Annotated in this window: 25 protein-coding genes and 4 pseudogenes; 12 read left to right on the top strand and 17 right to left on the bottom strand. The window is 56.0% G+C overall.

All coding sequences use genetic code 11. The annotated features are described in order from the left end of the window. The first annotated feature begins 212 nt into the window (after nt 1-212). Both ACP0GE_RS00770 and ACP0GE_RS00775 read left to right on the top strand, forming a co-directional pair. The gene (locus tag ACP0GE_RS00770; protein WP_424830107.1) at nt 213-1,520 is read left to right on the top strand and encodes an AAA family ATPase; all 1,308 of its coding nucleotides are present in this window, start codon (nt 213-215) and stop codon (nt 1,518-1,520) included. Then, nucleotides 1,517-2,623: a ParB/RepB/Spo0J family partition protein gene (locus ACP0GE_RS00775; protein ID WP_424830108.1), complete on the top strand. Its 1,107-nt coding sequence runs from the start codon at nt 1,517-1,519 to the stop codon at nt 2,621-2,623. Before ACP0GE_RS00770 ends, ACP0GE_RS00775 begins: the two co-directional genes overlap by 4 nt. Before the next feature lie 41 nt (nt 2,624-2,664). Here ACP0GE_RS00775 and ACP0GE_RS00780 read toward each other — a convergent pair whose 3' ends face one another. From ACP0GE_RS00780 to ACP0GE_RS00825, 10 genes are all read right to left on the bottom strand, one after another. Next, nucleotides 2,665-3,720: a tyrosine-type recombinase/integrase gene (locus tag ACP0GE_RS00780; protein ID WP_424830109.1), complete on the bottom strand. Its 1,056-nt coding sequence runs from the start codon at nt 3,718-3,720 to the stop codon at nt 2,665-2,667. A 259-nt stretch (nt 3,721-3,979) separates the two neighbouring features. Beyond that, nucleotides 3,980-4,660 carry an IS6 family transposase gene (locus ACP0GE_RS00785; protein ID WP_424830110.1) on the bottom strand — a complete coding sequence of 227 codons (681 nt, stop codon included), beginning with the start codon at nt 4,658-4,660 and terminating at the stop codon, nt 3,980-3,982. Between the two features lie 95 nt (nt 4,661-4,755). Next, on the bottom strand, nt 4,756-5,547 hold the full coding sequence (locus ACP0GE_RS00790) for an amino acid ABC transporter ATP-binding protein (protein ID WP_424830111.1): 792 nt from the start codon (nt 5,545-5,547) through the stop codon (nt 4,756-4,758). Then, complete coding sequence (locus tag ACP0GE_RS00795) at nt 5,529-6,482, bottom strand: ornithine cyclodeaminase family protein (protein WP_424830112.1); 954 nt, start codon at nt 6,480-6,482, stop codon at nt 5,529-5,531. The genes ACP0GE_RS00790 and ACP0GE_RS00795 overlap by 19 nt, the downstream gene beginning before the upstream one ends. 3 nt (nt 6,483-6,485) lie before the next feature. Beyond that, entirely contained in the window at nt 6,486-7,625 is a 1,140-nt protein-coding gene (locus tag ACP0GE_RS00800) for an NAD(P)/FAD-dependent oxidoreductase (RefSeq protein WP_424830113.1), read from the bottom strand. Next, on the bottom strand, nt 7,618-9,114 hold the full coding sequence (locus tag ACP0GE_RS00805; protein WP_424830114.1) for a M81 family metallopeptidase: 1,497 nt from the start codon (nt 9,112-9,114) through the stop codon (nt 7,618-7,620). The genes ACP0GE_RS00800 and ACP0GE_RS00805 overlap by 8 nt, the downstream gene beginning before the upstream one ends. Next, nucleotides 9,111-10,079 carry an agmatinase gene (speB, locus tag ACP0GE_RS00810; protein WP_424830115.1) on the bottom strand — a complete coding sequence of 323 codons (969 nt, stop codon included), beginning with the start codon at nt 10,077-10,079 and terminating at the stop codon, nt 9,111-9,113. The genes ACP0GE_RS00805 and speB overlap by 4 nt, the downstream gene beginning before the upstream one ends. Nucleotides 10,080-10,084: 5 nt before the next feature. Next, the gene (locus ACP0GE_RS00815; protein ID WP_424830116.1) at nt 10,085-10,768 is read right to left on the bottom strand and encodes an ABC transporter permease; all 684 of its coding nucleotides are present in this window, start codon (nt 10,766-10,768) and stop codon (nt 10,085-10,087) included. A gap of 1 nt (nt 10,769) precedes the next feature. After that, complete coding sequence (locus tag ACP0GE_RS00820; protein WP_424830117.1) at nt 10,770-11,486, bottom strand: ABC transporter permease; 717 nt, start codon at nt 11,484-11,486, stop codon at nt 10,770-10,772. Nucleotides 11,487-11,542: 56 nt separating this feature from the next. Next, nucleotides 11,543-12,337 carry a transporter substrate-binding domain-containing protein gene (locus ACP0GE_RS00825; protein WP_424830118.1) on the bottom strand — a complete coding sequence of 265 codons (795 nt, stop codon included), beginning with the start codon at nt 12,335-12,337 and terminating at the stop codon, nt 11,543-11,545. 117 nt (nt 12,338-12,454) lie between these two features. Between ACP0GE_RS00825 and ACP0GE_RS00830 the strand changes: the two genes are divergently transcribed. The 3 genes from ACP0GE_RS00830 to ACP0GE_RS00840 all read left to right on the top strand — a co-directional run bounded on the left by ACP0GE_RS00830 (nt 12,455) and on the right by ACP0GE_RS00840 (nt 14,974). Further along, nucleotides 12,455-13,372, top strand: a complete 918-nt coding sequence (locus tag ACP0GE_RS00830) for a LysR family transcriptional regulator (protein WP_424830119.1) — start codon at nt 12,455-12,457, stop codon at nt 13,370-13,372. A gap of 97 nt (nt 13,373-13,469) precedes the next feature. Further along, on the top strand, nt 13,470-14,150 hold the full coding sequence (locus ACP0GE_RS00835; RefSeq protein WP_424830120.1) for an IS6 family transposase: 681 nt from the start codon (nt 13,470-13,472) through the stop codon (nt 14,148-14,150). 140 nt (nt 14,151-14,290) lie between these two features. Beyond that, nucleotides 14,291-14,974 carry an IS6 family transposase gene (locus ACP0GE_RS00840; RefSeq protein WP_424830121.1) on the top strand — a complete coding sequence of 228 codons (684 nt, stop codon included), beginning with the start codon at nt 14,291-14,293 and terminating at the stop codon, nt 14,972-14,974. Between the two features lie 46 nt (nt 14,975-15,020). On the opposite strand, the pseudogene ACP0GE_RS00845 reads toward ACP0GE_RS00840, so the two are convergent. Then, nucleotides 15,021-15,236: pseudogene (locus tag ACP0GE_RS00845) on the bottom strand (IS6 family transposase); the annotation flags it as partial. A 122-nt stretch (nt 15,237-15,358) separates the two neighbouring features. Further along, on the bottom strand, nt 15,359-15,796 hold the full coding sequence (locus tag ACP0GE_RS00850) for a 3-keto-5-aminohexanoate cleavage protein (RefSeq protein ID WP_424830122.1): 438 nt from the start codon (nt 15,794-15,796) through the stop codon (nt 15,359-15,361). Between ACP0GE_RS00850 and ACP0GE_RS00855 the strand changes: the two genes are divergently transcribed. After that, a complete protein-coding gene (locus ACP0GE_RS00855) occupies nt 15,795-16,214 on the top strand; it encodes an HpcH/HpaI aldolase family protein (protein ID WP_424830123.1) in 420 nt (139 codons plus the stop codon). The two genes, ACP0GE_RS00850 and ACP0GE_RS00855, sit on opposite strands and share 2 nt — an antisense overlap. Nucleotides 16,215-16,238: 24 nt before the next feature. Beyond that, nucleotides 16,239-17,246 (top strand): annotated as a pseudogene (locus tag ACP0GE_RS00860) (arginase family protein). A gap of 370 nt (nt 17,247-17,616) precedes the next feature. Here the strand turns inward: ACP0GE_RS00860 and ACP0GE_RS00865 are convergent. Then, nucleotides 17,617-17,865: a hypothetical protein gene (locus ACP0GE_RS00865; RefSeq protein WP_424830124.1), complete on the bottom strand. Its 249-nt coding sequence runs from the start codon at nt 17,863-17,865 to the stop codon at nt 17,617-17,619. 133 nt (nt 17,866-17,998) lie between these two features. After that, nucleotides 17,999-18,181: pseudogene (locus ACP0GE_RS00870) on the bottom strand (DDE-type integrase/transposase/recombinase); the annotation flags it as partial. 250 nt (nt 18,182-18,431) lie between these two features. Between ACP0GE_RS00870 and ACP0GE_RS00875 the strand changes: the two are divergent. Continuing rightward, nucleotides 18,432-19,649, top strand: a pseudogene (locus tag ACP0GE_RS00875) (IS110 family transposase). Between the two features lie 27 nt (nt 19,650-19,676). On the opposite strand, the gene ACP0GE_RS00880 reads toward ACP0GE_RS00875, so the two are convergent. Then, nucleotides 19,677-19,979: a DDE-type integrase/transposase/recombinase gene (locus tag ACP0GE_RS00880; RefSeq protein ID WP_424830660.1), complete on the bottom strand. Its 303-nt coding sequence runs from the start codon at nt 19,977-19,979 to the stop codon at nt 19,677-19,679. A gap of 868 nt (nt 19,980-20,847) precedes the next feature. On the opposite strand from ACP0GE_RS00880, the gene ACP0GE_RS00885 reads away from it, so the two are divergent. From ACP0GE_RS00885 to ACP0GE_RS00900, 4 genes are all read left to right on the top strand, one after another. Next, on the top strand, nt 20,848-22,290 hold the full coding sequence (locus ACP0GE_RS00885; protein WP_424830024.1) for a glutamine synthetase family protein: 1,443 nt from the start codon (nt 20,848-20,850) through the stop codon (nt 22,288-22,290). A 93-nt stretch (nt 22,291-22,383) separates the two neighbouring features. Further along, nucleotides 22,384-23,208: a 3-methyl-2-oxobutanoate hydroxymethyltransferase gene (locus tag ACP0GE_RS00890; RefSeq protein ID WP_424830125.1), complete on the top strand. Its 825-nt coding sequence runs from the start codon at nt 22,384-22,386 to the stop codon at nt 23,206-23,208. Between the two features lie 64 nt (nt 23,209-23,272). Further along, on the top strand, nt 23,273-23,662 hold the full coding sequence (locus tag ACP0GE_RS00895; RefSeq protein ID WP_424830126.1) for a hypothetical protein: 390 nt from the start codon (nt 23,273-23,275) through the stop codon (nt 23,660-23,662). 17 nt (nt 23,663-23,679) lie between these two features. After that, a complete protein-coding gene (locus ACP0GE_RS00900) occupies nt 23,680-24,003 on the top strand; it encodes a 2Fe-2S iron-sulfur cluster-binding protein (protein ID WP_424830127.1) in 324 nt (107 codons plus the stop codon). Between the two features lie 8 nt (nt 24,004-24,011). Here the strand turns inward: ACP0GE_RS00900 and ACP0GE_RS00905 are convergent, their stop codons facing one another. After that, the gene (locus tag ACP0GE_RS00905; protein WP_424830128.1) at nt 24,012-25,160 is read right to left on the bottom strand and encodes an alpha-hydroxy acid oxidase; all 1,149 of its coding nucleotides are present in this window, start codon (nt 25,158-25,160) and stop codon (nt 24,012-24,014) included. Continuing rightward, entirely contained in the window at nt 25,157-26,419 is a 1,263-nt protein-coding gene (locus ACP0GE_RS00910) for a M24 family metallopeptidase (protein ID WP_424830129.1), read from the bottom strand. The genes ACP0GE_RS00905 and ACP0GE_RS00910 overlap by 4 nt, the downstream gene beginning before the upstream one ends. Nucleotides 26,420-26,421: the final 2 nt, after the last annotated feature.

The following is a 26,421-nucleotide window of genomic DNA, read 5'->3' on the forward strand; positions in this document are numbered from 1 at the left end:
TCACGTCCCCCTAAATGAAGTGGTCGAACCCAAGCGGATCATCTCGAATCAACCTGGCCGCACCGAATCGCCTGACATCCTGGAAGGCCCTTGTTTTCTTACCCGTGGGTAAGATCGCGATCTCATAATAATTTCTTTTGCCTATTATGCAAATCAAGCGTAAAAAGCCAACAGGTAATAATTTACGTCCAATAAAGAATGAGAGCAGAGGCATGTACACGCACGAAGACCTGAATGCATTGCGCAATCAGTCCCTCAAACTGCAAGGCTGGATCCGGCAGCAGACCTTTAGCCCAGAGATGGAAAAGACCCTGCGGCGGTTTTCCAGCTGGGAAGTGTCCGAGCTGATCTTCCGCGTCAATCAGTCGACCTTTCGCGGCAAGCTTGCGGCCGACCCCTCCTTGCCCGGGGGTGAGGTTGAGCCGGAAGGCCGTCAGCGTTGGTTCAGCCTTGAAGAGGTGAATGAGCTGCGCCGCCGCCTCAAGGTCAATCGCAAGTCTCTGATGCCCCCGCGCCCCGTGGGCAAACGGGCGATCCGTGCCGCGGTGGCGAATTTCAAAGGCGGCGCGGGCAAATCGACTGTTGCGTTGCACCTTGCCCATGCGGCGGCGCTGGACGGCTATCGGGTTTTGGTTGTCGATTTCGACCCGCAGGCAACGCTCAGCCATTCTATGGGCCTGACCGATGTGGCCGAAGACTTCACGGTCTGGGGCATCATGGCGCGCGACCTGATCCGGGAAACCGAGCGCATGAACGACCGGCCGGCAGCCGCGCAATCCGGGACCGCCCTGCCCCGCCGCGAATTGCCGCCTTCGATTTCAGATATGGGGCTGGGTGACCTGCGCGTGTCAGACTTCATCAAGCAGACCTCATGGTCGACGATCGATGCGATCCCATCCTGCGCCAACGCCGCCTTTGTTGAGTTCGCTTCAGCGCAGTATCGGCACCTGAACCCCGAATGGTCGTTCTTTGCGGCAGTATCCCGGTATCTGGATCAGATCCCCGATGATGCCTATGACCTGATCCTGTTCGATTGCCCCCCTGCTATTGGATACCAGTCAATGAACGCGGTATTTGCCGCAGACATGCTCTATATCCCCTCTGGCCCGGGCTATTGGGAATATGATTCAACGACGTCCTTTATCGGTCAGCTTTCCGAAGCGCTGGAAGATCTGGCTTATGGGTTCGACAAGACCTTACCCACGGGTAAGATCGGTTTACCCAAGACATTCTGTGAACTGCGGTTCCTGTTGACCCGCTATGAGCCGGGCAATGCGCTGCATCTGGCGATGTTCGATGCGTTCAGGAAAGTGTTTGGTGAACACGTTGCCCAGCATCCCGTTGAAATGACCCGCGCGGTTGAGCAATCGGGCCGTTTCCTGAGCTCGGTCTACGAAATGGATTATCGCGAGATGACGCGCGAAACCTGGCGTCGCGCGCGATCGACATTCGACAATGTATACGAGGAATTCCGGGGCGTGATGCTGTCCGCCTGGGACAAGCTGGAGGATGACGCATGAGCCGCAAACGCAGAATGTTCGATATCGACATGCCAGCGATGGAGGACATCCCGGTTGGCAAGGTTCCGGATAAAGTTCTGGAGAAACGGCGCGGGCCGATGGCCGCTGCAATCTCAGAGAACGCGGACGCCTTGAGAGATCAGCAAAGTACCGAGGATGCCATTCGTGCCGAAAACGACAAGCTTGCGCATGAGCTGGTGCGCTTGCGGTCGGAAGGATTGGTGATCGAACGGATCGCGCTATCTGATGTGGTCACAGAAAAACTGACTCGGGATCGTAAACCTGGTCCCGACCCGGATCTGGATGAGCTTAAGGCCTCAATCCGTGAAATTGGATTGTCCAATCCGATCCGCGTCGAACGTCGCCAGGATGGAAAATTCGACCTGATTCAGGGAATGCGTCGCCTATCGGCGTATCGCGCGTTGCAGGAGGAAACGGGCGATGACGGATATGCCACAATCCCCGCAGGGATTGCCGAGGTCGCGGCACTGGACGATAGCTATCGCCGGATGGTGGATGAGAACTTGATCCGGAAGGATATTTCATTTGCCGAGATGGGCGCGCTGGCCCGCGCGTATACCGAAGACCCGGCAAATGATTGTGCCGAAGTCGATAAGGCGGTCTCGATTCTGTTCAAGTCCGCCAGCTATACCAAGCGCAGCTATATTCGGGCATTCGCCAGCTTGCTTGCTATGTTGGACAAGGTGCTGATGCATCCAAATGACATCCCGCGCAATGTCGGCGTCGACCTGAAACGTAAACTGGATGCGGACCCGGGGCTGATCCGTCAGGTCAGCACGGCATTGATGGCGGAACCGAACCGGGACAGCACCCGGGAGATCTCGATTCTGCGCGGGTTTCTAAGCGCGGGCGCGACGCCGACACCAAAACAAAAACCTGACGGGGCCAGCAAGCCGCGCCGAGCGAAGACGACTTTTCAGGTGTCCGGGCGGGCAGGGATTGCAAAGTGCTCAGCATCCAGCGGGCGGATTGAACTGCGTTACGATCTGGATTTCACACGGATCGACCGGGCCAAGCTGGAGGCGGCAATCGCTGCTTTGATTGACGATCTTCAGGAAGAGGATGATCTTACCCACGGGTAAGATCGGTTTTGCTGGGGGAGGGGGAGCGACCTTCCGCGCATTTACCCCAACAAATCGGTTGCCGGGTTTTCAGTGATATCGACGTCATCGTAATATTTCTGCGCCTGGGCAAGGGATCGATGCAGGGAGAGACGCATGGCAGCCTGGATGGGCGCGCCGTCCAGCGCGGCCTGGGTCAGAAACCCCGAGCGCAGCCCGTGCGGTGAGGCGAAATCTTGCGGTAACCCCGCCAGTTTCAGCCGGTGTTTGACGATCTGATAGATGGCATCCGGAGACAGGCGGCGTTTCAACACGCGGTCCGCCTTTGAAATCGGGCGGAACAGGGGGCCAGCGTCAATCTGTCCGACCTCGATCCAATGCTCCAGCGCCTGTGCTGCGCGACCCTTCAGCACCAGTCGAGGGGTCTCGCCCTTATCTGTGGTCTTGGTCTCCAGCAGAGAAATCCAGATCACGCCGCTCTTGTCGAACTCTTTGAGGGACACATCCTCGCGCCTCAGCCCGGTGATCTCGGACCGCCGACGTCCGCCTGAGGCCCAGCCCAGCATCAGGATCGCCCGGTCGCGGCAATCCCGGCGCGAGCCCCGGCAGGTGGCTAGCAGCTGCTCCAGCACGTCGCGGGTGATCGGATGGGCGGATTTCGGGGCAGGGGGCCTTGCAGCGGCGCGGCGCGCCTTGGCGCGCGCCTGTTTCACCTGTGGCGCGTCAAAAGGGGAAGAGAGATTCTTCATCCGGTGAAAGGCCAGCCAGGAGGCGATGCGCCGGTCCAGGGTTGAGGGCGCCGGGCAGGCCAGCGATTTGCGCAACCCCTGAGCAATCAGGACCTCAGCGGTTTGACGCGCGATGTCATCCTCCGGCGCATCGCTGAGATCGCGGGCGTGGTCGAGGAGGAAGGCGAGGGCGGTGGCTTCGCTCTCGGGCCACTCCAAAGCTGCGCTGAATCGCGTAGCTCTCCAAGCGGTGATGTAGAGCAGGTCGTGCTCATACGCCCGCAGCGTATTGGCGGGGGTGCCGCGCACATACAGGTCTGTCAGCGCCTCCTGATCCGCCTTTGACAGGGCAGGGGAGGGGGCAGGCAGATAGGGAGCAGGGGGCTTCATGGGGCTTATTCTGCGCAGATTCCCCGGCAAAATCAATCATACACGATAAGGGATACTTATCGGATATTATATCTTACTTTTCGAATTACGAATCTAATGATCATAAACTTCTAATTTTGCGCGTTGAGAGAGTAGGGCGCCTTTGGAATTGAATATTCGTGGGATCCGCCACAAATCTAAAGTGTATCAACGAGGGTTCTGTCGCAGGTTCTGTCGCACACTTTTTAACGGCAGAGCATCATTGGAGTTAGAGAGCGGTTTACCCTGCCATTTGCGCGAACTGCCGAAACGGACTGAGTCCAGGCGTGAGTTGATCTTTGCGGATCATGTTGACCAATTCTATGCCTGCCAGGACAGATGCGGTTGAGGCGAAAGATTTGAATCCCAACATTGGTCTGATCCTTCGTTTGATGCAACGGTGATCCTGTTCAATGATGTTATTGAGGTATTTCTGCCTAACCATTTCGATCGGGATCGGGCAGCCAAAGCTTTTGAGCATCTTGTTGATCGCTTTGATCCCAGCTGTATTGGCACCGCTTTTGTCGATGACAATCTTTCTAGGGAGTCCGTTGACCTCCAGTGTCCGGGCAAAGAATTTGGTGGCGGCAGGTTTGTTTCGACGCTGCGAAAGCATGAAATCAAGCGTCTTACCGTGCTTGTCGACAGCTCGGTAGAGATATACCCACACCCCTTTCACCTTGATGTAGGTCTCGTCCATTCTCCAAGAACGGTCGCAAGATTTTTTGCGGCGACGCGCGGCCTCAGCAATCGCGCTGGAGTATCTTTCCACCCAGCGGTTCAGTGTAGTGTGGTCCACCGAAACACCGCGCTCACCCATGATTTCCTCCAGGTCACGGTATGAAACACCGTATCGAACGTAGAAGAAGACCGCGAATAGGATCACATCCTTCGGATATTGCGCACCCTTAAAAGAAATCATGAACCGACTTTCGGCTGAATTACACGGGCTGCTATTCACTCTCTGCGTTTTTGAGCGTCAATGGCAAAAAGTTTGCAACAGAACCACTTTCATTGCTAATGCCCCAGAATCTGGCTGAGGAACAGTTTGGTCCGCTCTGATTGCGGGTTGTTGAAGAACTCTTCGGGTTCGTTTTGTTCCACAATCTGGCCGGCATCCATAAAGATCACGCGGTTGGCGACCTGACGGGCAAAGCCCATCTCATGCGTCACACACAGCATGGTCATGCCTTCCTCGGCCAGTTCGATCATGGTGTCGAGCACCTCTTTGATCATCTCAGGGTCAAGGGCCGATGTCGGTTCATCGAACAACATGATCCGCGGCATCATGCACAGCGAGCGGGCAATCGCCACACGCTGCTGCTGCCCCCCCGAAAGCTGGCCAGGATACTTATCGGCCTGCTCGGGGATCTTCACCTTCTCCAGGAAGTGCATCGCACGTTCTTCGGCCTCCTTCTTGGGCGTCTTGCGCACCCAGATCGGGGCCAGCGTGCAGTTTTCCAGAATGGTCAGATGCGGGAACAAGTTGAAGTGCTGGAACACCATGCCAACCTCGGACCGGATCTTGTCGATGTTCTTGAGGTCATTCGACAACTCAATCCCATCCACCATGATCGTGCCCTGCTGGTGTTCTTCCAGCGCGTTCAGGCAGCGGATCAGGGTGGATTTACCCGACCCTGACGGCCCCGCGATCACGATCCGCTCGCCCTGATTGACGGTCAGATTGATGTCGCGCAGCACGTGGAAGGACCCGTACCACTTGTTCATTCCGTTGATTTCGATGGCGACCTCGTCGCTCACCGACATCTTGGAACGGTCGATTTCGCGTTCTAAGGCAAATTGAGACATTGGTCCTCCTCCAGCTTCCTTGTGGCGGTGATTGCACCGGCAAGGTCCATCACCGCGTTTCCTACCGATTTGAACAGGGTGATGTCCTGTGCGCTGTTGCGGCCGGTTTTACCCTGTGTCAGCGCGTAGAGATCACCCAGAATATCCGTCTGGGCGATTGCGCCGGTTTCCAAAGGTGTCTTCAGCTCTCCGGCCTCAATTGCCGCGAATTTGGTGTCGACAAACAGGTGGGCGCGTTGAAGGGCGCGGTCGTCAGCCTCGCGCATGGCCGGGGTGAAGGCACCGATCAGGTCCACATGCTGACCGGGTATCAGCCAATCCCCCTTTAACAAGGGCTCGGTTGCCAGCGTTGCTGCGCTGATGATGTCGGCTTGCGGCACGGCTGTTTCCAGATCAGGCACTGCCTGAGCGTCCCAGCCAGCCTCTTTCAGGGTGTCTGCCAGCCGTTCCGCAGCAGCCGGGAAAACGTCCCAAATGCGCACGGTCTTGATCGGGCGCACTGCACGGAAAGCGTCGGGGAGTTGAGCGGCAACTTTTCCGGCCCCGATGACCAGCAGGTTTTGCGCATCTTCCCGCGCCAGATGCCGCGCTCCCAAAGCCGAGGCCGCAGCTGTACGCCGTGCCGTCAGCACTGCACCGTCAAGCAGGGCCAGATGTTCGCCGGTGGTCCGGTCAAACACCAGCACCGACCCGGCAATCGCAGGCAATTTGCGGGCCGAGTTACCCGGCGTGGCCGTCACAACCTTCACGCAGCCCAGGGTTTCGGTCCAGGCGGGCATCAGCAGCAGCGTCGCGTCAGGTTCCTCCTGCATCGGCATGGTGTGGTGGTGCCGGTCGGGCGAGGTCAGGCCGTTTGCGAACAGTTCTTCCATCTGATCGATCAGACCACCAAAGGGAAGCGCGCTTGCCGTTATTTCAGCGTCGAGAATTTTCATGAGTCAGCTTTCAAAACGGGATGGAGAGAACAGGGAAGCGTCAACGCCCGCCCTGGTCAGATTCGAAGGCATCTGCGTGCCGGTCAGCAGCGACGCGGCGAGTTGACCCACAGCAGGCGAGGTCTGGATGCCATACCCGCCCACGCCTGCCAGCCAGAACAGACCTTCGATCTGACCCGAGAATCCGATGACGGGCAATCTGTCCTTGGCAAAGGTACGCAGACCCGCCCAGCTATGGGCGACATGCGTGACCTCCAGCGTGGTACATTCGCTTAGGTAATGGGCCGCGTAAGCGATATCCAATTCCTCGGGCCAGGCGTCGTGCGGGTCGACAGGGGTTTCGTCCGCGGGGCTGACCATCAATTGGCCTGCGTCGGGCTTGAAATAGAATACTTCATCGATCTCATTAACCTCGGGCATGTGTGACACGTCGTGGTCCGGAACCTTGACGCTGATTGCCGTGCGGCGGTGGGGTAGGATGCCCAGAGGGTCAGCGCCGAACATCCCGGCAACAGGATCGGCCCAGCCGCCGGTGGCATTGACGACCATGCGGGCCTTTATCTCACCGGAAGATGTTTCCAGCACCCAATGGTCGCTTTCCCGATGGGCGGCGGTCACAACGCTGGCTTGGCGGAACTCGGCGCCTTTGGCCTTGGCGCCGCGCGTGTATCCCTGCAACAGGTTTTCCACTTCGACATCCCAGCAATCGGGATCGAAAAACGCCGCTTTGACCCAATCGGGGTCGAGGAAGGGCATTTTCTCCAAAGCTTGATCGACGCTCAGCAATTCAACCGGCGATGCACCTTCGGGCGCGTTTGCCTGTTCGTGCTCATACACCTGACGCAAATGGTCCGCCTTTTCGGCATCGGCGATCAACAGGTTGCCGCGCGGGCGCAGTAGATCGACCTCGGTGAACCCGGCGGGTGGCTGCATCATGAAACCGCTGCTGGCCTGCGTGAGCTGCCCGGTCACTTTTGAATGAAACCGGCGGGTGAATTCCGCAGCCGAGCGTCCGGTGGAATGATATCCCAGTGAGGTTTCCTGTTCCAACAGGATAACCGAACGCTGCCCGTTCAGAAAATACGCGGCAGAGGCTCCGGCAATTCCGCCCCCGATGATGGCGATGTCGAAAATCTCAGGCATTGATCTCATCCAGCGGAAAGACAGGGCGGCGCAGGCGGGTATAGGTGCGCCGCTTGACGTTGGGGGTGCACAATCCGCCCGCGTCGGTGATGATGATGCGCGATGCGATCGGACCGAAGGCTCCTTTGAAGTGCTGCATCGACTTAACGGCCAGAACGGCCTTGTCCGTGGGTTCGATCCCCACAACGCGGAATACGTTTTTGTCGAGCATTTGCATCCGGTCGGAAACGATCATGATGTCGATCCCTTGCACCCGCAGGCAGACGCTTTGCCCGGTTGAGCCCGGAAGGCCGGTGAACATCGGACCTTCGAAGGTAAAGCTACCATCGCTGATGGCCATGATCTTGCCTGTCACCTGTAGCGGCCCGCCACCCACGGACGCGTCGGTTTTGCCACCGAGGGAGAGCGTGATTTCGGCGCCGACGCCGTGGGTGACGAGCTGTGATACGGCCTGGGGGTCGTAAAGCGCCCCGGCTGCCGCGTTCTGAATTCCGGCCTCAAGCATGGCCGCGATCAACGCCGTGCAATCGCTATATGCGCCCGAGCCGGGGTTGTCTGAGAAATCCGCGACCACAATGGGGCCAGCGCCTACGCTAGAGGTTTTGAGTTGCGCGATACAGTCCTCCAACGGAAATGGCAGATCCCACCGATCGCGGAACGACCAGATCCTGTCGCACGTCCGTTCGGCGCAGCCTGCCGCGGCATCGCTGGGAGTTGTGGCTGTGTCATAGGTTACCAGAACAGATGGCCCCGCGGCCCAGACATCGGCATCGGTGAACCCCGCATTGATTGCGACGTTCAGTATACCAGGGGTTTGCATTTCCTCGGCGGCATCTTCCAGAAGGCGGTACATCGGGCCGTTTTCAGTCGTGCGCCCGTCATCGCAACCCACCAGCATCGGCGGGCGGCGCAACAGCAGCTTTGGTGTGATCTCACCCTCCAGCGCCCGGTGCAGCAATTCACAGGCCTCGACCCCGACCTCGCGCATGTCCACATGCGGATAGGTGCGGAAGGACACGGCGATTTGCACCAGCTCAGCCGTCTCGTCCGAAATGTTGGCGTGCAGATCAAGCGTGATGGCCAGTGGAATCTCATCCCCCACAACGGCCCGAATCTCGCGCAGGAACTGGCAGTCACCGTCCTCGTCTGTCTCGGTTACCATTGCGCCGTGCAGTGCGACAAATACGCCGTCGAACGGTCCGTTTTCACGCAGGCGGTGGACGCACTCTCCGGTGATTTCGGCCCGCGCGGCCTCGGTCACGGGACCGTTTGGTTCGGCATGGGCGGCGGTGATATAGACGGGCGTCCAGCCGCGCGCCTCGGCCACTTCGATTGCGCCGCCAACCTCGGACCCGGTGCCGCGGAAATTGGCCGGGATCTCGTCACCTTTGAAGTAATGCGAGGCGCGAAAGTCATCCATGCCCGTCCGCATCACGGTGAACGTGTTGCTTTCGTTGATGAACTCGATGATGGCGACACGGTGGGTCATGAAGCGGAATTCCTCTGGGCTGCGCGGGCACAGATGTACTCCAGCGCCAGAGACGCCCCAAGCAACGCCGTTACATCCGCATGGTCGTAAGGAGGGGACACTTCAACGATATCCATGCCAACGAAATTCATATCCACGCTGCCGCGTAGGAACTGGATGATGTCATTCGGGGTCAGCCCGTCCACGACGGGTGTACCGGTTCCGGGCGCATATGCCGGATCAAGGCTGTCGATATCAATCGTGAGATAGGTCGGGCGATTGCCGACAACCTCACGGACTTTCTCCAATGCCCCACGCCAACCATGATCATGCATCCAGTCGCGGTAGAGAACGGTGATCGGGTCATCATCCTCATAAAACGTGCGGATTCCGATCTGGATCGAGTGTTCAGGGTCGATCAGCCCCTCGTTCATCGCGTGATGCACGAATGTACCGTGATCGAACCAGTCGCTTTTCTGCGTGTCGCGATGCGCGTCAAACTGGATTAGCGCCAGGGGCCCGTGCTTTTCGGCATGGGCTTTCAGCGCTGTGTAGGTGGTGCAATGATCGCCCCCCAGCATAAGAGTACTGGCCCCGGACGAAGCGATATGACGCGCCATGGCAATGGCGCTCTCGCGCATCTGTTCGACCTGACCACGCCGGAATGGCACGTCACCACAATCGACGACCGACAGAATATCGAACGGGTCAAAGCCCCACGGCCAGACCTCGCCCCAAGCCAGGTGAGAGGTTGCTTCCCGCAACGCGCTTGGACCCAATCGGGCACCCGGGCGACCCGAGGTAGTCAGGTCGAACGGAACGCCGTAGACGCCGATATCAACACCATCCATATCCACGGTGGGGCGGCGGCGCATGAACGTGCGGATGCCGGAATAGGGCATCTCCACATGGGTACCGTCGGGGCCGGTCGCAGTACGAAACACGCCTTCGCGACCGAACGCGATGTCGTCAGCCTGAATCTTCATCGCAATTATCCCTTGTACTTGAGCCAGACGTTGCGGTTTTCGAGATGTCGCCAGATTGCTTCGATCAGAAGAACGACGATCAAATAGTTTACTGCGGCGATATAAAAGACGCTCAGATCAAAGGTTTCACCGAACAAGTAGCGCGCCTGTCCCATCAGATCCCGGACGGTGATCACGCTGACCAGCGCCGACGCCTTGAGCAGCAATACCAGTTCGTTGCCAAATGCGGGCAGCATCCGGGCAATGGTGATCGGCAGGATCAGCAGGCGGAAAATCTGAAAGCGATGCAGTCCAAGCGCCTGGCCTGCCTCGATAGTCCCTTTCGGAATGGCCAGAATACCACCCCGCAGAATCTCGGCCTGATACGCGGCCGAATTCAGCGTGAAGGCCAGCAGCCCGCAATAATATGCATCACGGAAGAACCACCAGACACCCAGTGCCTTAAACTCTTTGTGGAACTGGCCCAGCCCGTAATAGATGATGAAGATCTGCACCAGCAGCGGGGTGCCCCTCACCATGTAGATGTAGAAATAGGCCAGACGGGACAGCCACTTGTGCTTGCTCAACCTTGCTGCGGCCAGTGGAATGGCAACAAAGAAGCCGAGGATGAAGCCGAAAACCGTCAGGCTGACTGTGTTCTGCAGCCCTTCAATCCACAGATCGAGGTTGTCTGTTACATGCGTCCACATCTCAGCGCCCTCCGACCAGATTGCGATTGGCGCGGCGCTCCAGAACGGTCTGGATCTGTCCCGAGATGAAGGCCAGCGTCACATAGATCAGTGCGAGGACCGAATAGAAAAAGAACGGTTCGCGCGTGGTGGCGATCGCCATGTTGGCGTAGCGCATCATGTCACTTACGGCGATGATTGAGATAAGCGAGGTGTCCTTGAGTAGGATCAGCCACAGATTCCCAAAGGCGGGAATGGCGTGCCGCCACATCTGGGGCAGGACCACGAGAAAAAAGGCCTGTGTCCTATGAAGGCCCATCGCAGCGGCAGCTTCGGACTGACCTTGACCAACGGCCTGGTAGGCCGTGCGCACAACCTCGGACCCCAGGGCCGAGAACACAAGTGTCAAGGCGACGACACCGGCGGCGAACGCATTGAGTGAGATGTTCGCATCCGGAACGAACAGCCTGACCGCGAAATTCAGAAGGCTCTGCAGCTGATAGTAGATGAGGATCAGGGTCAGAATCTCGGGCAGGCTGCGAAACACGGTCGTATAGCCATTTGCCAACGTGCGGACCCATTTGCGCTTGGAATGCTTGCCCCAGGCTATGACAAAGGACATCACCAGTGCGCATGGGGCCGTTACCAAAGCCAAAGCCATCGTAACCCAGAAGCCGTGCAATAACTCATCTCCCCAGCCGTCGTCGCCGAAGGCCAGTAGCGAAAACAGATCTGTCATGGGTGAAGTCCCCCGGTTGCGGCAGGGTCCGCAGGCAATTGCGGACCCCGTACTGCTCAGTTACCCAGAAGTTCGGATGCTTTCTTGGGCTGGGTCATAATGTCGAAAGTGAAGTATTCGTCCCGGATCTTGTCATAGGTACCGTCGGCGACGATCTCGTCCAGCGCCGCATTCAGCGCATCACGCAGTTCGGTGTCGTCCTGACGCACGGCGATGCCGGTGCCCTTTGCAAAATCGGGCAGGAAGGCTTCGCCGACAAACTCACAGCAGGCGCCTTCGTCGGTCTTCAACCAGTCGCCCAGCACGAACTGACTGGCCAGAACTAGGTCGACCCGGCCTGTTTCCAGATCAAGCAGAGCATCGTCCAGTTTGGGATAAAGCTTGAGTTCGCTGTCGGGGAAATACTGCTCAAGAATTTCAACCTCGCCCGTGGCCGACTGGGTTCCGATAATCTTGCCCTTAAGGTCCACAGGCAGGGCATTTTCCAGACCATGACCTTCGGCAGCGACAAAGCGGATCGAGTTGAAGTAGTAAGGTTTGGAAAAGCTGACAACCTCGCTGCGCTCGTCCGTGATGGTCATTGAGGCGATAATTGTGTCGAACTTGTCCGAGTTCAGGGCCGGGATGATGCCATCCCAGTCCGTCGTCACCCACTCGCACTTGACGTCCATTCGTTCGCAAAGCGCGTTGCCGACATCAATGTCGAAACCCTTGATTTGCCCGGCACTGTCGAAAAAGTTGAAGGGCGGATAGTAACCTTCGGTTCCCATGCGAACCGTTTTGTCCTCGGCCAGTGCCGACGTTGCCAACGCGGATGCGGCGACGGCAGCCAGTGTGATCTTCGCAAACATGAATTCCTCCCGATGGTCTGCTGGATTTGATGAGGGAAGATTCCCGATGCCCCTGCCTTATTCAAGTTTATAGTTTTTAGGTTTGGCATTTACCAAACTTATGCTGTAGTAGGCTGTATGAGCGATTTTGCGCGAAATCTGGACTGGAACCTTCTGTATACATTCATGGTCGTCGTGCAGAACGACTCCATGACGAAGGCAGCGGAAGAGCTTTTGCGTTCGCAGCCCGCAGTCAGTCTGGCCGTCAAACGCCTGGAGCAAAGCACCGGAAAGCGTCTTTTGATCCGCAAGGGGAACCGGATTGCGGTCAGCCCGGCCGGTCAGGCTCTCTATGAGCAGGCGACAGAGATCTACTCGGCCATTTCAAGGCTGCCCTTGACCTTTGAAAAAGCGCCTCGGGCCCTGACGGGCAAGATCAGGATCGCTTCGATCGACCATGTCGAAAGTAGTGTTTTTAATCAACGCCTTGCCCGGTTTTTTTGTGAATACCCAAGTGTTGAGCTTGAGATATTGGTGGCGACGACAGCAGAAGTCATCCGAATGGTCGAGCTTGGGTCAGCGACGTTTGGCTTGTGCGATGGCGTCATCCCGCAAAGCCTGAATAGCACGACATTGTTGGACGAGCGTTTCGGCCTCTATTGCGGTTCCGACTACCATCTTGCCGGGCGGACCGATCTTGCTGCCATCGACCTGAGAGGAGAGCCGTTCATAGGGTTCACGGCGGATGTCCTGGGGGGCAGTCATATGGGCGACGTGACCGCATTCCGCGCACGAGCCTCAATCGGTCAGTATGTCAGAGGGCAGTCCAGCCATGTGAACGAGGTCAGGCGGATGATCGAATGTGGATTGGGCATTGGGTTCCTTCCCGTTCATCTGGCTGACCCCTACGCGGAAAAAGGCGATTTGTTCCGCCTTCCGCCCTATGAAAACGAGCCAAGCGCAACTGTTTTTCTGATCGCAAATCCTGCTGTGTCGTTGTCTGAAGCGGAGCAAATACTCGTAGAAGAGATGCAAAGAGAGACGGCTATGAAATAAAGAACTCATAAAGGTTCTGTTGCAAACTTTTTGCCATTGACGCTCAAGAACGCAGAGAGTGAATAGCAGCCCGTGTAATTCAGCCGAAAGTCGGTTCATGATTTCTTTTAAGGGTGCGCAATATCCGAAGGATGTGATCCTATTCGCGGTCTTCTTCTACGTTCGATACGGTGTTTCATACCGTGACCTGGAGGAAATCATGGGTGAGCGCGGTGTTTCGGTGGACCACACTACACTGAACCGCTGGGTGGAAAGATACTCCAGCGCGATTGCTGAGGCCGCGCGTCGCCGCAAAAAATCTTGCGACCGTTCTTGGAGAATGGACGAGACCTACATCAAGGTGAAAGGGGTGTGGGTATATCTCTACCGAGCTGTCGACAAGCACGGTAAGACGCTTGATTTCATGCTTTCGCAGCGTCGAAACAAACCTGCCGCCACCAAATTCTTTGCCCGGACACTGGAGGTCAACGGACTCCCTAGAAAGATTGTCATCGACAAAAGCGGAGCTAACACGGCTGGTATCAAGGCCATAAACAAGATGTTGAAAGGCTTTGGTTGCCCGATCCCAATTGAAATGGTCAGGCGGAAATACTTGAACAACATTGTGGAGCAGGATCATCGTTTCATAAAAAGACGAACCCGCCCGATGCTGGGGTTCAAAGCCTTCGCATCAGCAGCAGCAACATTGGATGGAATCGAAGTGGCGCACATGATCCGCAAAGGCCAAATCACGCCCGGACTCTGTCCGTTTCGCCAGTTCGCGGAACTTGCCTCTTAAACCTGCTGCTACAGCGCGTTCACTTCAGCCAACCAAAACTTCGCAACAGAACCCCGTTGGGTTCTGTCGCAAACTTATTTCCGACCTGTCAGAATAAGTGTCGTTTTGGTGGCGCATGCTCACGTTGACAGGAGCAGACCGTGACAATCTCTTTCAAGGGTGCACACTTTCCGAAAGAAGTGATCTTGTACGCTGTTTTCTTCTATCTCCGATACGGCGTGTCATATCGGGATCTGGAAGAAATCATGGCAGAACGTGGCGTTGAATTGGATCATGCAACCCTGAACCGCTGGGTGAGCCGATATGCAGGTCTTGTAGCTGATGCTTCGCGGTACAAAAAGCATCCTACCGACCGTTCATGGCGCATGGATGAGACCTATGTGAAAGTGAAGGGTGAGTGGGTTTATCTTTATCGCGCCATCGACAAACACGGAAAGACCCTGGACTTCATGCTATCCAAACGCAGGAACAAAGCTGCAGCGACGAAATTCTTTGCTCGTGCGCTTGAGGTGAACGGTTTACCACCAAAGATTGTCATCGACAAAAGCGGGGCCAACACTGCTGGCATCAAAGCAATAAACAAAATGCTGAAAGGCTTTGGTTGTCCGATACTGGTCGAAATGGTGAGGCAGAAGTATCTCAACAACATCATTGAACAAGACCATCGATTCATCAAACGTCGGATCAGGCCCATGATGGGTTTCAAGTCTTTCGATTCCGCTGCATCTGCCCTGGCTGGTATCGAGCTGGTCAATATGATCCGCAAAGGTCAATTCACACCCGGACTCTCTGCATTTCAGCAGTTTGCCCAACTGGCAGGGTAATCAACCTGCCTGCGTCATCTCTTCAGCCTTCAAAGGAAATTGCGACAGAGCCGTCACACGGTCCCTTGTGCTTGCGCGCGACTTCGGCAGTTGCACTAGCGTATTTTGTCACCCACCGGTTCAGCGTTGTGTGATCTACCGCAACGCCACGCTCAGACATGATTTCTTCAAGATCACGATACGACACGCCGTATCGAACGTGGATGAACACAGCAAAGAGGATTACATCCTTGGGGTATTGCGCGCCTTTGAAGGAGATCATGAGTTGGCTTTCGACTAGTTTGGACCGAAAGCCATCCACTCGCTAAACCCAAGCGCGTCAACAGCTAAAAGTTTGCAACAGAACCTTCCGGTCTGATTGGATTGGCCAAACCGGAAATTTTCTTAGCTAGCTTGCTTAAGGCCGAGAATGTCGCGAGCTTTTTGCGGTCCGACAATGCGACCGCCGAGTTGCTCGACGATGTTTACACCACGCTCAACGAGTTGCCCATTGGTCGCCTTTACCCCTCGTTCAAGATAGAGGTTGTCCTCTAGCCCGACTCGTACATTTCCTCCTAGGATTGCAGATTGTGCCAGCATCGGCATTTGAGCGCGGCCGATACCAAAGGCCGCCCAATTGGCATTCTCAGGCAGTTCGTCGACCATCGCCTTCATGCTGTTCGTGTTTGCTTCAGCACCCCACGGGATACCTAAGCAGATCTGGAACATCGGCGGCTCATCGATCAGCCCTTCAGAAAGCATCTGTTTGGCGAACCGCAAATGCCCAAGTTCGAAAACTTCCAATTCCGGCTTAACACCCAGTTCTTGTAGCCTTCCAGCCATGGTTCGCAGTGTGACGGCCAGTGGTCGCGCTAGCCGCTTCGGGCGCGTTAAAGACTATTTGAGGAATGCGGACAAAGAAATCTGTGTTCTGGTGCAAATTGAAACGCTTACTGCACTGGAGAATCTTGAAGAAATAGCATCAACACCAGGTGTTGATGGCGTATTTGTTGGTCCCGCCGATCTGGCTGCTTCGATGGGTCACATTGGCATTCCGTCCCACCCGGACGTGCAGTCCGCGATCCATAGTGCGGTCGATGTTCTCAACCGATTAGGAAAGCCCGCCGGCATCCTATCGATGAACGACGAAGATTCTGAACGCTATATCGATTGGGGTTTTAGCTTTGTGGCGGTGGGAAGCGATCTTTCGCTTCTTGCGCGTAGTTCCGACAACCTGGCGCGTCGGTTTCAAGAAAATTAACCAACGACTAAGTGGAGCAAACGCATGACGTATGACCTAAGCAAGGATGACGATCTGGAAAGGGCGAAACAGGATACAAGCAAATGGTATTGGTGGGGGATCCCAACCTTCTTCAAGTGCCCGCACATAGAGGATCCCAATCTGGCGGATATTGCGCTTGTCGGCGTGCCTCACAGTTCCGGGAACGGTTCAACCGAGCGTGATCAGCACCTCGGTCCTCGCGCCGTACGGCATGTTTCAGGGCTGTATCGCCGTATGCACACGGACTTCGGTATCAACCCATGGGAAATGGCCAGGATCAACGATCTGGGCGATGTTCCCTTACCGGAAGCTATGGTTAACGACATATGCGTTGAGCATATTGAAGCGTATTACAAACGATTGGATCAGGCTGGTGTTCGACCTGTTTCCATGGGCGGCGACCACGCCATTACAGGTCCAATCCTAAAGGCTATTTCCGGACCAAATGCCAAGTTAACCGACGGAAAACCGGTAGCCTTGGTTCACATTGACTCACACACGGACACTTATGATCACCTTCCACATTGGTTGGGTGCAAAGCGATCTGCTGCGCATTGGGGCGGCTATACCGCAGCCGAAGGGCATGTTGATCCATCCAAAAGTCTGCAAATTGGCTTACGTGGTCATACCGGGACGCTTGACTGGTATGAGGCCAGTCAAAAGCATGGCTATGAAATAGTTCCAATAAAACGGTTCCGCGATCTTGGAGTGGAAGGTACAATTGAATTGGTACGCTAGCGCGTTGGCGATGCTCCGATTTACATTACTTTCGATCTCGATGCACTTGATCCAACTGTTGCACCAGCTGCGTCAAATATTGAGGTAACTCAAACCGGAATGTCGATGTCGGAGGCTGTATCAATCCTTCAAGGACTCCGTGGATTGAACGTAATCGGAGGAGACGTTGTCTGTTTTATTCCATCCAAAGACAATCCAAACCGTCTGACTGCCCATGTAGCCATGGCCATCATGTTTGAGATGATTGCCCTGGTGGCAGACGGAATGCGATAGAAGCAACTCTCCGAACGGTGTTTGACGATGCAGAATTTTAGGAGCGTGCAAACTCAGGCTACTTGTATCAAATCACAAATACTGCAGACAGGAGAGCACATAAATACCCCTTGTCGAAATCCAACACTTATACCGACGCGGGAATTACTCGATTGGTAGACCTTTCTCCCCAGCGGAACCGACTGGTTTCGTAACTGGCCGGACTTATCGTCCGGCCATCTTTTTTGGAAAAGAGTTCTATGAATTGTCTTGCCATTTGCGGAGAGCCATCATTCAAAATAAATTTGTTTTTGACCCGTGTAGCGGAAAATTTGCTCCGGCAAATCGGTTCACATGGTTTGTCAGGAAAAATTTTCCTGTAGCGACGTGGTTATCGATCGAGGATCGAGACGTATTCACCTGATTGCCTGCGGCGGCTCTTTTTCTTGTTGGCATCATCCTTATCATCTTTTTCAGCCATGCCAAACTCTGTTTCAACCGTTGTTGGCGCACCCCCGCCATCAGCGTAGTCCCAGACGTGACGAACGGCAGAGGCGATCCATTCGCCATCCGCATCAGGAGCGACGCCCAGAACGGCATTGCCAACTTGTTTGCGCGTTCTGAACTGGTTAGGCCTCACGCATGAAGATGCCGTCCAAGATGCCTCGCCTGTATGAGATGGGCACATCGGAATTACATCGAACCAGCATCATGTTGGCAGGGTTCTGTCGCAAATTTCTTCGAAAGCTACGTGGATGCAGCAGGCTGGTCGATTATCCTGCCAATTGCGCCAACTGCTGAAACGGACGGAGTCCTGGTGTGAATTGACCTTTGCGGATCATGTTGACCAGCTCGATGCCAGCCAGGGCAGCTGAAGCTGAAGCGAAAGACTTGAAACCCAACATTGGCCTGATCCGACGTTTGATGAACCAATGGTCTTGCTCAATGATATTGTTATCCGGCATGAATGGGCGCGACGCTCCAATCGGAGGTTTTGAAGGCTTTGATGTGGATTACTATTGGTCCACCGGGATTGGGGCGTTGGGAGCACGAATGGCGGGCAGGCCGATGTATCTCATCAGCTGTGAGCTCGAGTTGTTATCTGTCCGCCCCTTCGACTTGCCCGGTTGCGCTGCGAGCGCGGATCCGTAGTTGTCGTGTGGCCCGCTGGCTCCCTTGGTTACTAACCTTGGAAAGGAGCCAGTCATGAAGATCATTGCTCTTGATGTTCATAGAACCTTTGCTCAGGTGGCGATCCTGGAGAATGGCAAGATCCGGGATGCTGGTCGCCTCGAGCTTGAGCGTGAACACATCCTGAAATTCGCCGAGCAACTTAGCTTGGATGATGAGATCGTCCTGGAAGCGACAGTCAACACAAAGGCCATAGTGCGGCTGCTGTCCCCTTTTGTGAATCGCGTTGTCATCTCAAATCCACTGCTCGTTCGCGCCATCGCCTGGGCCAAAGTCAAGACCGACAAGATCGATGCAAGTGTTCTGGCGAAACTTCACGCCAGCGGTTTTCTACCAGAAGTTTGGATGCCGGATGAATAAACGGAAAGGCTGCGTCGGGTCGTGGCTGAGCGGGTGCAGTTGGTTTCCCAGATGACCTGTCTCAAGAACAGGATCCATTCGGTGCTGCATGCCAATCTGATCCCGCCGTACAATGCGTCTCTTTTCACAAAGCGTGGAAGGAAATGGCTGGCGGAACAACCTGTCGCGCAAGACCAGCGGCGCGTCATCCTCCGTCATGCCGGCGAGCTGGACCGTCTCGGTTGCGAACTCAAACAGATCGATGAAGACCTTGCACAGACAGCGCTTCAGGAGCCGCGCGTGAAACAGCTGATGACGATCACTGGTGTCAACATGATGGTTGCACTAAGTGTTCTGGCCGCAATCGGCGATATCGAGCGCTTCTCGTCTCCGGAGAAACTCGTCAGCTATTTCGGGCTCAATCCTCGGGTGCGTCAATCCGGAGACAGACCTGCCTACCACGGCCGCATCACCAAGCAGGGTAGATCGCATGCGCGGGCAATGCTGGTGGAGGCAACCTGGTCAACTTCACGAACACCCGGCCCGCTACGCGCCTTCTTCAGGAGGATCAAAGAAAAGCGGGGCAACCAAGTTGCTGCTGTTGGGACGGCGCGCAAGCTGACGGTCGTCGTCTGGCACATGCTGTCCAAGGGCGAAGAATACATCTGGAGCCATCCCGCCCTATTGGACTGGAAGCTGAGGAAACTGGAACTGACTGCGGGCTATCCCTCACACCGTGGTGGCAGGACAAAGGGATCCGTCGCCAACTACGGCCTCAAATCGGTACGAGATCAGGAGAGGAAAGCTGTCGGCCACGCCGAAGAAGTTTACAGGCGCTTCGCGGCCAAATGGAAACAGCGGTCACCGATGGCCAAGCCCGTTTCTCCTCAGTAGCTCAACCAAAGACAAGGGCGCGGTACCTCAAAAGCTCTTGTCAAATGCATCCGTCGGATACTTGGACCGGACGGTTTGCATTTTGGCCGGGTAGCCAATCCGAGCAAGGGCGTTGTTCACATCTCGAGTGCTCGCCGCGTTGGCTCCACTTCTATCGATGACGATCTTGCCTGGAATTCCATTGGAGGACTGACCTTTGGCATTGAAAAGGGTTGCCGCCGGACGGTTTATGCGCTCGGATTGCATGAACTTGAAGGCGTTTCCAGCTTTGTAGACGGTCGGATAGAGGTACATCCATTTGCCGCGAACATGAACATATGTCTTGTTTATTCACCAGGAACTCAGTGTTGGGTGTTTCTTCGATTTCACTCTCTCTGCGATCATCGGTGAACATCTCACAACCCACATATTGAGAGTGGCGTGCTACACCTAAACGCCGCGTTCAGTCGTTGTCTCTTCTAAATTTCGCTTTGACACTTTGTATCGCAAACAGATGTACAAAGCGCAGAAACCCGCATCCTTAGGGAAAATGACAGCATTTCAAAGAGATTATGCTGAAACCTATAAAAGAACTATACGCTGAGGACAAACGCCGGAACCCGCGTGCTTGTCAATTTAGAAATAAGTTTGCGACACTTTTGAATTTTCGGGATCGCTAGTGCAGAGGCTGACTTGCTGAATTCCACAAGTACGTCGTGGACAGCCGGAAAAGCCGCTTGCCCTCAAATCTGCCGTCTAGCGCCTGTGTGAGGTAGAGCTTTTGTGTCCAAGTTTGCGAAATTCGAAATTTAGCGTGAATAAATCACCAAAATAGTGACGATAAGTCGAAAAACCTACTGAAGAAGCAACATATGTGTGGACAAGATCAATTTTTCGCAGTTCACTCCTATGCGTGGAATCATGATGCCTGGTGTGGCAACTCAAGAAGGTGAACCAGCTAATGCAACAAGGATGTGCAATACACTGAACAATTTGAAATCGAATACGACCGGTTTCTTGCAAGAAAATCCCCGGCATTGATCCGGATGATTTTGTAGCGGGCTGATAGCCTGCTGCGGTCTGAAGGCAGGCTCTCATTGTGCTCTCCCTGCTGTGGAGTGCCTGCCTTCCCCCCAAGCGGCGCAGAAAGCGCTGATATATTCCAGACCGTCCGGCTTTGACGCCAGAGACCGACGGCACCCTGACAGGAGGACGCCACGTGCCTAAAGACAATGCGACCGGTAAGATCTACTACGAGACTTTTCAGGAAGCGGTTGACCGGAACCGCCCGAAAATTCCTGCCGTTCAAAAGCGACTGGAGGATGCAGGCGTTAAATATGTGATGGCTGCCTGGATCGACCTGCATGGCATCCCAAAGACCAAACCCGTCCCGATGAGCGATTTCGAACCGTTGTGCCTGGGCAAAGGTCCGCAATTTGCTGTTCACTCGATCTCGTTCGTGCCGGAACTCAGCCCGGCTGATAGCGATCAGGTCGTGGTGCCGGATCTGGACGCGGTCTATATCTGCCCGTGGGACACGTCGATGGCGATCATCTTCTCGGATCTCTATTGGGAGGATGCACCTTACAATGTCTGCCCGCGTCAGGCGCTGAAACGCGCCATGAAAGAAGCCGCAGACGAAGGATACACCGGATACGCCGGGGTCGAGCCCGAATTCATCGTCATGAAATACGACGAAGACGGGCAGCCCGTGAAAGCCTTCGACGACGATCTGGGCAAGGCGATCAGCCCCCGCCGTCAGGCCTTTGGTTATGATGTGGAATACTCGATCGACTCGATGCCCTTCCTGAAGGACATGATCGACATCATCGAAGGTCTGGGCTGGAACCTGCATGATGTGGTGGCCGAAGGGGCTTATTCCCAGTTCGAGCTGGATTTCCATTATACCAACATGCTGGAAATGTCTGACCGTCTGGCGTTTTTGCGCATCGTGCTGAAAGAGGTGGCCAAGAAGCACGGCATGTTCGTGACCTTCATGCCGAAACCCACAGTGGGTGACTGGCGGTCAGGCGCGCATATCAACATGTCGATGCAGCATGAAAGCCGTCCGGGTCAGAACATCTTTGAAACCGAAGATGGCAGCGACTGGTCGGATGAAAGCCGGTGGGCCGTTGGTGGCCTGATGCAGCATGCCGAGGCGATCACGGCGATCACCTGCCCGACCGTGAACTCGTATAACGGTCTGGTCCCGCGTGTTGGCGGGTTCGAAGGCGGCACCGTGACCTGGGCGCCGACCAATATTACTTACGGGTTCAACAACCGCTCGGCCCAGTTCCGCCTGCCGCAGAGCCGTCACTGTATCGAAAACCGCGCCTGCGACATGACGATGAACGTCTATCTGGCGATGGCGATGCATCTGAGTAGTGCGCTGCATGGGATCAAACACAAGATCGATCCCGGCAAGCCGACCGACTTTGACCTGTATTCGAAAACCGACGCCGAACTGGCCGAGCTGGGCATCCGCCGCCTGCCGCGCACTCTGTTCAACGCCATTGAGGCGCTGCGCCAGGACGACATGGCCGAACACGTCATGGGCCCGGTGATGCGCAAATCCTACCTCGAATACAAAAACGACGAGTGGGAACGATACCACCAGTCGGTGACAGATTGGGAAGTCCAGGAATATCTGCGGCTGTACTAGTCAACCAATCGTGGGGCGATCGGGTTGTCCGGGATCGCCCTGCCGAAGTTGCCAAGAGTATCAACAATCTACGGATCATCTGAGGCCACGACGATGAAGAACATCTACACGTTCAACGGAACACCTGCGAAGCGCAACTTTACAGTCGCCGACCTGCGGGCACGCAAAGGCGTGAAAGACAAATTGACGATGGTCAACCCGTCCAGCCCGGAAGAAGCGCGGGCCGCGGTTGAAGCCGGTATCGATTTATTCACCCTGTGGGATGAGCAGGTGGAAATGGTGCGCGAGGTCGCCCCCACAACCTTTGCGGGGTCTGGTATGGGGTGGGAACAACACGCTACCAACGATGACATTCTTCGGGCCGGGATCGCGTCGATGGAACGGGGTGCGGACTTCTTTTACACGAACCGTAGTTATGACGCCGTCGAGCTGCTGGCCAAGAACGGCATACCCGTCCAAGCGCATATGGGGTTGATCCCGCGCTTGTCGACCTGGGTGGGGGGCCTTCGGGCCATTGGAAAGACCGCAGACGAGGCGATGGAGTTACATCGCACGTTCAAGCGTCTGGAAGATGCAGGGTGCTTTGCGGTTGAGATTGAATGCGTCGCCGAAGAGGCACTGCTGGCGCTGAACGACAAAACCAGTATCGTCACGTGCTCGCTGGGCTCCGGTTATGCCGGAGATATCATTTTCCTCTTTTTGCATGACATCTGCGGCGAGGCGCCCAATGACCCGAAACACGCAAGAGCGTTCGGTGATGTGGGGCGGCTGCACCGGCAGATTTATAGTGAGCGGGTTGAGGCTATGGTCAAATTCCGCGATGCCGTGAACGAGGGCTCGTTTCCCGGACCGAAGGAGACCGTCCATATGTCAAAAGAAGAAAACGAGAAGTTGCTCGAAGCGCTGGATAAGCTCTAAGGGGCTTGGCTGCCGGTTCGGATAGAGCCAAAGAAGCACACCCGCCGTGAATAGGAGAAAACTCGTGGAAGCACGCCAATGGCTTGAGATCTATCTCGAAGGGTGGCGGAAGGGGGACGCGGAGAAAAGCCTGGGGGCGACCGCCCCAGGTTTCTACTACGATGATCCCGCCACTGGCAGAATCCAGCGCAGGGACTTCATAGACTTTGTCGAAGACTTCAAAGCTGCCGGGGCAGAGTTGGCCAACGGGCGCATGCCATCTCCATTTCTGCAATATTCAGATTTGATTGTCTCGGGCACGGCGCCGTCAACCGCCTGGTGCTGGTGGTGTGTAACCGGGACCGATCTGCAGGGGGCTGCTCTGATCCATTTTGACGACACAGGAATACTGTCAGAACGTATTGCCTATTTCACCAGTAATCCGGTGGCCACGGCCATTCCGGCAGAGACGTAAACAGAGAGACTGAGAAAATGGCGACGATTACCTATGTCGAGCATGGCGGCATTGCGCATGTTGTTGAGGTCGAAAACGGGCTGACCGTGATGGAAGGTGCAAGGGACAATAACCTTCCCGGGATTGATGCGGATTGCGGCGGTGCTTGTGCCTGTTCGACATGTCACGTCTATGTTGATGCGGCTTGGGTCGAGAAACTGCCGGGCAAGGACGACATGGAAGAGGATATGTTGGATTTTGCCTATGAGCCTGATCCGGCGCGGTCGCGTCTGACTTGCCAGATCAAAGTGTCCGATGCAATCGATGGTCTGGTGGTTCACCTGCCTGAGAAACAGATTTAAGCCGACGCTCAGAACAGAAATTCAGGCAGGTCGCGTGGTGTCTGACATCCGATCTGTCTCAGGGCCGTTGCGAATTCAGTGAGAAAAACGTCTAAGACGTGATCTGCACCTCTCGGCCCAAGTGCGGCGACGCCTGCATAGAATGGACGACCAGTGCAAACAAAGTCGGCCCCCAGTGCAATTAGGCGGCAAATATCCAGGCCCGAGCGGACCCCGCCTTCGGCCAAAATCGGATAGTCTGGTCCCAGCAGGCTGCGCATTGCGGGCAAAACCTCGACCGGAGAAGGTGCCGCGTCGTATTGTCGGCCACCGTGGTTAGAGACCACCACGCCATCGCAGCCTAGGTCGCGCAGCTTTGCGGCCTCGGTAGGGGACAAAACGCCCTTGGCCACAAGCTTGCCGGGCCAGCGATCCCTGATAGCGCTCAGGCGGTCGGCAGTGACGGGGGCGGACAGGCTTGCGATCACGTCGGCGGCGTTCCGGCCATCGCGGTCCATATAGGGGCGTAGATTGGCGAAATCCATCATGCCATGGCGCAGGACGTGACGCAGATTGGCCCAGCTCCAGACCGGGTTTATTGCCATCTGCCACAGTTTGATCAGGTTGAACCGGAACGGAAATTCCAGCGCGTTGCGCAGATCATGGGCGCGCCGTGCAGGGGCAGGCACATCCATCGTCACCAGTAGAACCTCATACCCGGCAGCTTCAGCCCGGTTCAAAAGGTCAACGGTGATCTCGTCCCGGGATGATACATAGAGCTGCAACCAGGCCATTGGTCCCGCGATCTGTCGCAGTTCTTCCAGTGTTGCGGCCGTATAGGTTGAAGCCGTAAAGGCGACTCCGGCCCGAGCGGCTGCGGATGCCAGATAAGATCCGGCCTGCGGCCATGCAATCTCACCCCCACCAACCGGAGAGACGCCAAATGGCGCGGCATATTGCTGGCCAAAAAGAGTGCAGGCCAGGTCAGGCCCTTCGGCGTCATGAAGACTGCGCGGCGTCAGAGTGACCTCAGACAATTCTGCCCGGTTCCGGGCCATCGTCGCATTGTCATCGACGCCTTCGAAAATGAAGTCTCGGGCAAATCCCGGCAAGCGTTGCCGTGCCCGCCGTTCTAGATCAATGATGCGGGGAAAGTGCCGATGCAGCTCCTCTGTCAAATCTCGCGGCCGAGCAGGTTGGATTCGAAGGGGAACTTGGATAGCAGCTCATACCCGTCCTCGGTGATCAGAACCTGCTCTTCCAGTTTCACACCTTCGGCTCCGCCGATTTCACCCACATAGCTTTCGACGCACATCGCCATGCCGGGCTCAAGCACGCCGTCATAAGCTAGCGCTTCATCCTGCGGGTAGTAGATGCACGGCCATTCATCGGACATCCCGATGCCATGAGCCAGAACCGCATAATGCTGATCCTGGAATTGTTCAGGCTGTTTGAACCCTTTCTCCATGACATCTCGGAACGACATGCCCGGTTTCATCAGTTCCAGATTGTGCTGAATTTCGTCATACGCGCGGTTGTATAGCTCGCGTTGATAGTCGCTAGGGCGGCCCGAGCCGCAAAACAATGTGCGAGACACATCTGCTGAATATCCGAACGGGCCAACCATATCGGTGTCAAAAGCCACCAACTCTCCGGGGCGAATGATGCGGGCCGATGCTTCTTGCAGCCACGGGTTGGTGCGGTCTCCGGCTGCCAGCAGGCGCCCCTCGATCCAGTCGCCGCCTGCCTCGACATTGGCTTTCCACAGATACGACCACAGCTCGATCTCCGTGATGCCGGGGCGCAGAGCCTCGCGCATGCGCCACATGCCGTCTTCCGCTACGGCGATAGCGTAGTTCATACACAGGATTTCCTCGATGGATTTGATGGCGCGGGCCGGTTCAACCACCTTATGCGCGTGCACCACATCCAAGCCCTTATCAGCAAATAGCGCAGCGACCTGTGGCACCGGGCTTTCGACCCCAAGCCGTTTGCTGCCGCCGCCATGGCGCTGCATCAGGGCGGCGATCTGATTGACCCAGCGCTCGATCATCTCATCCATCCGGGTACCGGCGAACATGTAGCTGATCTGGATTGCTTCATCGCCCAGTTCATCAATAGTCTCGAGACCCTGCGCGATCTTTTTGCCGGTTTCGCCGTCGAAATAGACTGTTGGTCCTTCAGCGGGCACGAACAGATAACTCAGCGGGATGTGGCTTTGCATGATGCCGGCATCGCGCATGCCTGTAGCGTAGCGGATCGAATAGACCGAGGTCAGGACGCAGCCGCCCATGTCCTGTCGCTTCATTTCGTCCCGTAGCCGTTGCAAGCGATAGGCTCGCATCTTTGGCAGATCGATCATTTCCAACGTGTCGGTCATGCCGACGACCGGCGTGACGCGGGCGGCCTGCGCCAGTGTCATATCGGCATAGCGCATGG

It is taken from the genome of Ruegeria sp. (genome assembly GCF_965243365.1).
Lineage (GTDB): Bacteria > Pseudomonadota > Alphaproteobacteria > Rhodobacterales > Rhodobacteraceae > Ruegeria.